Origin of the sequence: Roseateles sp. (assembly GCF_036404855.1) — a bacterium.
Taxonomy (GTDB): Bacteria; Pseudomonadota; Gammaproteobacteria; order Burkholderiales; family Burkholderiaceae_C; genus Pelomonas.
In genome coordinates this window covers 1-3,560 of sequence record NZ_DASWYS010000194.1, presented here as the reverse complement: position 1 = coordinate 3,560, position 3,560 = coordinate 1, and the positions used below count along the sequence as shown (strand labels likewise).

At 68.4% G+C, this 3,560-nt stretch carries 5 protein-coding genes; 2 read left to right on the top strand and 3 right to left on the bottom strand.

Features of this window, described 5'->3' with window-relative positions; all coding sequences use genetic code 11:
* Nucleotides 1-110: 110 nt before the first annotated feature.
* The 3 genes from VGF12_RS12925 to VGF12_RS12915 all read right to left on the bottom strand — a co-directional run bounded on the left by VGF12_RS12925 (nt 111) and on the right by VGF12_RS12915 (nt 1,144).
* Nucleotides 111-476 (bottom strand): response regulator, encoded by a 366-nt coding sequence (locus VGF12_RS12925; protein WP_070397331.1) that lies wholly within the window; start codon nt 474-476, stop codon nt 111-113.
* Nucleotides 476-877, bottom strand: coding sequence for a response regulator (locus VGF12_RS12920; RefSeq protein ID WP_175442774.1), 402 nt, complete (start codon nt 875-877; stop codon nt 476-478). Before VGF12_RS12920 ends, VGF12_RS12925 begins: the two co-directional genes overlap by 1 nt.
* A 93-nt stretch (nt 878-970) precedes the next feature.
* Complete coding sequence (locus VGF12_RS12915) at nt 971-1,144, bottom strand: rubredoxin (RefSeq protein WP_083292799.1); 174 nt, start codon at nt 1,142-1,144, stop codon at nt 971-973.
* Nucleotides 1,145-1,293: 149 nt separating this feature from the next.
* Between VGF12_RS12915 and thiD the strand changes: the two genes are divergently transcribed.
* Complete coding sequence (thiD, locus tag VGF12_RS12910) at nt 1,294-2,241, top strand: bifunctional hydroxymethylpyrimidine kinase/phosphomethylpyrimidine kinase (RefSeq protein WP_070397330.1); 948 nt, start codon at nt 1,294-1,296, stop codon at nt 2,239-2,241.
* A 7-nt stretch (nt 2,242-2,248) separates the two neighbouring features.
* Entirely contained in the window at nt 2,249-3,556 is a 1,308-nt protein-coding gene (hemL, locus tag VGF12_RS12905) for a glutamate-1-semialdehyde 2,1-aminomutase (protein ID WP_331176442.1), read from the top strand.
* Nucleotides 3,557-3,560: the final 4 nt, after the last annotated feature.

Below are 3,560 nucleotides of genomic sequence, written 5' to 3'. Positions count from 1 at the left end.
GTCGCGGTCAGCGCTTCGGTCTTCGCTGCCGTGAGGCGCTGGGCCAGCCGTTCCTGGAGCTCCTTCAGCGACTGTCGTTTGGCCATGCTGGTGCGGTTCGGGCACCGGCCTCAGGCCAGCGCTCGGATCTTGGAAAGCAGTTCTTCGCCGTTGACCGGTTTGGTGACGTAGTCGCGGGCCCCCTGGCGCATGCCCCACACGCGGTCCGTCTCCAGGTTCTTGCTGGTGCACATGACGATGGGGATGCTCGAATACTGAGGATCGCGCGTGATGGCGCGGGTCAGCTGAAAGCCATTCTGGCCGGGCATCACCACGTCCATCAGAATGAGATCAGGCTTTTCCTCCCCGAGACGACGGAAGGCCTCGTCCGCATTCTCGGCGGTGCGCACCGTGTAGCCATTTTTGGTCAACAGATCCGACAGGACCAGCAGCTCGGTCTTCGAATCATCGACGACGAGGATCTTGTGGATGGGCATCAGGCAACTCCGTTGACGTTGAGATGGGCGCCGAACTGCTGCACGGCCTGCAACAGCTGGTCTTTGGTGAAGGGCTTGGTGAGGTAGTCCTGCGAGCCGACCATGCGGCCGCGGGCCTTGTCGAACACGCCGTCCTTGGACGAGAGCATGACGACCGGGATGCTGGCGAAGCGGGCGTTGCGCTTGATGATCGCGCAGGTCTGATAGCCGTCCAGCCGCGGCATCAGGATGTCGCAGAAGATCAGGTCGGGCTGGTAGTCGTTGATCTTGGCCAGGGCGTCGAAGCCATCGTCGGCCAGCAGCACTTCATGGCCGCCTTGCTTGAGAAAAATCTCGGCGCTGCGCCGGATGGTGTTGCTGTCGTCGACGACGAGAACCTTCAGGGCAGGCGTTGCACTCACGATGGACGGGCTCCTCAACCACTATCGGGCCCGATGCGGCGGTGCCGCCCGGACCCCGGACAACGGATCGACGGCCCCCTGGCCACCGTCCGCTCAGATTTGAACCATCTCGAAATCTTCCTTGCGGGCGCCACACTCGGGGCAGGTCCAGTTCATCGGAACGTCGGCCCAGGGGGTGCCGGCAGGTACGCCGTGCTCGGGTGCTCCTGCTGCTTCGTCGTAGATCCAGCCGCAGATCAGGCACATCCAAGTCTTGCTGTCGCTCATGGTTTTTGTGGTCTGTATCGTAGAATGCAAGGATTGTATCCAGCCCGTTCAAGCGCTCTGCGGTGTCATTTCACAGGCGAGTGGACGGCGCCAGAGGCCCCCGCACCACAGTGCCTGCGGGCCAGCGCAGGCCGCACAATCCCCCCACCATGTCCGATCCCGACGATTCCTCCGTCGTCCGCGAGGCCACGGCCCCGGGCGAATCCCCCCTGCCCTGCGTGATGAGCTTCAACGCCAACGACCCGAGCGGGGCGGGCGGCCTGAGCGCAGACCTGACGGCCATGTCCAGCGCGTCGGCCCACGTGCTGCCGGTGGTCACCGGCGCCTACGTGCGCGACACCTCCGCGATCCGCGACCACTTCAGCCTCGACGAAGAGGCGGTGGTCGATCAGGCGCGCTGCGCGCTCGAGGACATGCCCGTGCGGGCGATCAAGGTCGGCTTCGTGGGCACGCCCGAGAACCTGAGCGCCGTGGCCCAGATCACCAGCGACTACACCGAAGTGCCGGTGATCACCTACATGCCCGACCTGTCCTGGTGGGACGAGCTCGACATCGAGAACTACCTGGACGCCTGCACCGAGCTGTTGCTGCCGCAGACCACCGTGCTGGTGGGCAACCACAGCACCCTGTGCCGCTGGCTGCTGCCCGAGTGGGAGGGTGACCGCCCGCCGGGACCACGCGACGTCGCCCGCGCCGCTGCGGTGCACGGCGTGCCCTACACCCTGGTGACCGGCTTCAACGCGGCCGACCAGCACCTGGAAAGCCACCTGGCCTCGCCCGAGACCGTGCTCGCCACGGCCCGCTACGAGCGCTTCGAGGCCACCTTCGCCGGCGCCGGCGACACGCTGTCGGCCGCGCTGTGCGCCCTCATCGCCAGCGGGGCCGACCTGCAGACCGCCTGCGCCGAGGCCCTGACCTACCTGGACCAGTGCCTGGACGCCGGCTTCCAGCCCGGCATGGGCCACGCGGTGCCCGACCGCCTGTTCTGGGCGCACGAAGAGGACGCCGAGGCCACCGACGAGTCCGCCACCGATCCCGCGCCGCCCGACAGCGCGCTGGACGCGGGCGATTTCCCCCTGGACACCACCCGACACTGACCGACCCATGCCCGACCGCAACCTGGACCTGTTCGAGCGCGCCAAGACCCTGATCCCTGGCGGCGTCAATTCCCCGGTGCGCGCCTTCCGCGCCGTCGGCGGCACGCCGCGTTTCGTGCAGCGCGCGCAAGGCGCCCACTTCTGGGACGCCAATGGCCAGCGCTACATCGACTACATCGGCTCCTGGGGTCCGATGATCCTGGGCCACGGCCACCCCGCCGTGCTCGAAGCGGTGCAAAAGGCCGCGCTCGACGGCTTCTCGTTCGGCGCCCCCACCGAGCGGGAGGTCGAGCTCGCCGAGGCCATCGTGTCCCTGGTGCCCAGCCTGGAGATGGTGCGCCTGGTCAGCTCGGGCACCGAGGCCGGCATGAGCGCGATCCGGCTGGCGCGCGGCGCCACCGGCCGGCGCAAGATCATCAAGTTCGAGGGCTGCTACCACGGCCACGCGGACGCCCTGCTGGTCAAGGCCGGCTCGGGCCTGGCCACCTTCGGCAACCCCACCAGCGCGGGCGTGCCGCCCGAGGTGGTGCAGCACACCCTGGTGCTTGAGTACAACAACCTCGAACAGCTCGACGCCGCCTTCGCCGAGCACGGCGCCGACATCGCCTGCCTGATGATCGAACCGATCGCCGGCAACATGAACTTCGTGCGCGCCAGCCTGCCCTTCATGGCGCGCTGCCGCGAGCTGTGCACCCGGCACGGCGCCCTGCTGGTGTTCGACGAGGTCATGACGGGTTTTCGCGTGGCCCTGGGCGGCGCGCAGAGCGTCTACGCCCGCCAGCTCCCCGGCTTCGAGCCCGACATGACGGTGATGGGCAAGGTCATCGGCGGCGGCATGCCGCTGGCGGCTTTCGGCGGCAAGCGCGCCGTGATGGAGCAGCTCGCGCCGCTGGGCCCGGTCTATCAGGCCGGCACGCTGTCGGGCAACCCGGTGGCCACGGCCTGCGGCCTGGCCACCCTGGCCGAGATCCGCCGGCCCGGCTTCTTCGAGGCCTTGTCGGCGCGCACGCGCCAGCTGGTCGACGGACTGAAGGCCGCGGCCGACCAGGCCGGCGTGCCCTTCAGCGTGGACGCCGAGGGCGGCATGTTCGGCTTCTTTCTCATGCCGGGGCTGCCGCAGAACTACCAGGCCGTCATGAAGACCGAGGGCGCCCGGTTCAACGCCCTCTTCCACGGCCTGCTCGACCGCGGCGTCTACATCGCGCCCGCGCTGTACGAGGCCGGCTTCGTGAGCGCGGCCCACAGCGAGCAGGACATCGCCGACACCGTGGCGGCGGCCAGCGAGGTGTTCAAGACGCTGCCTCGAGTGGCGTGACGTG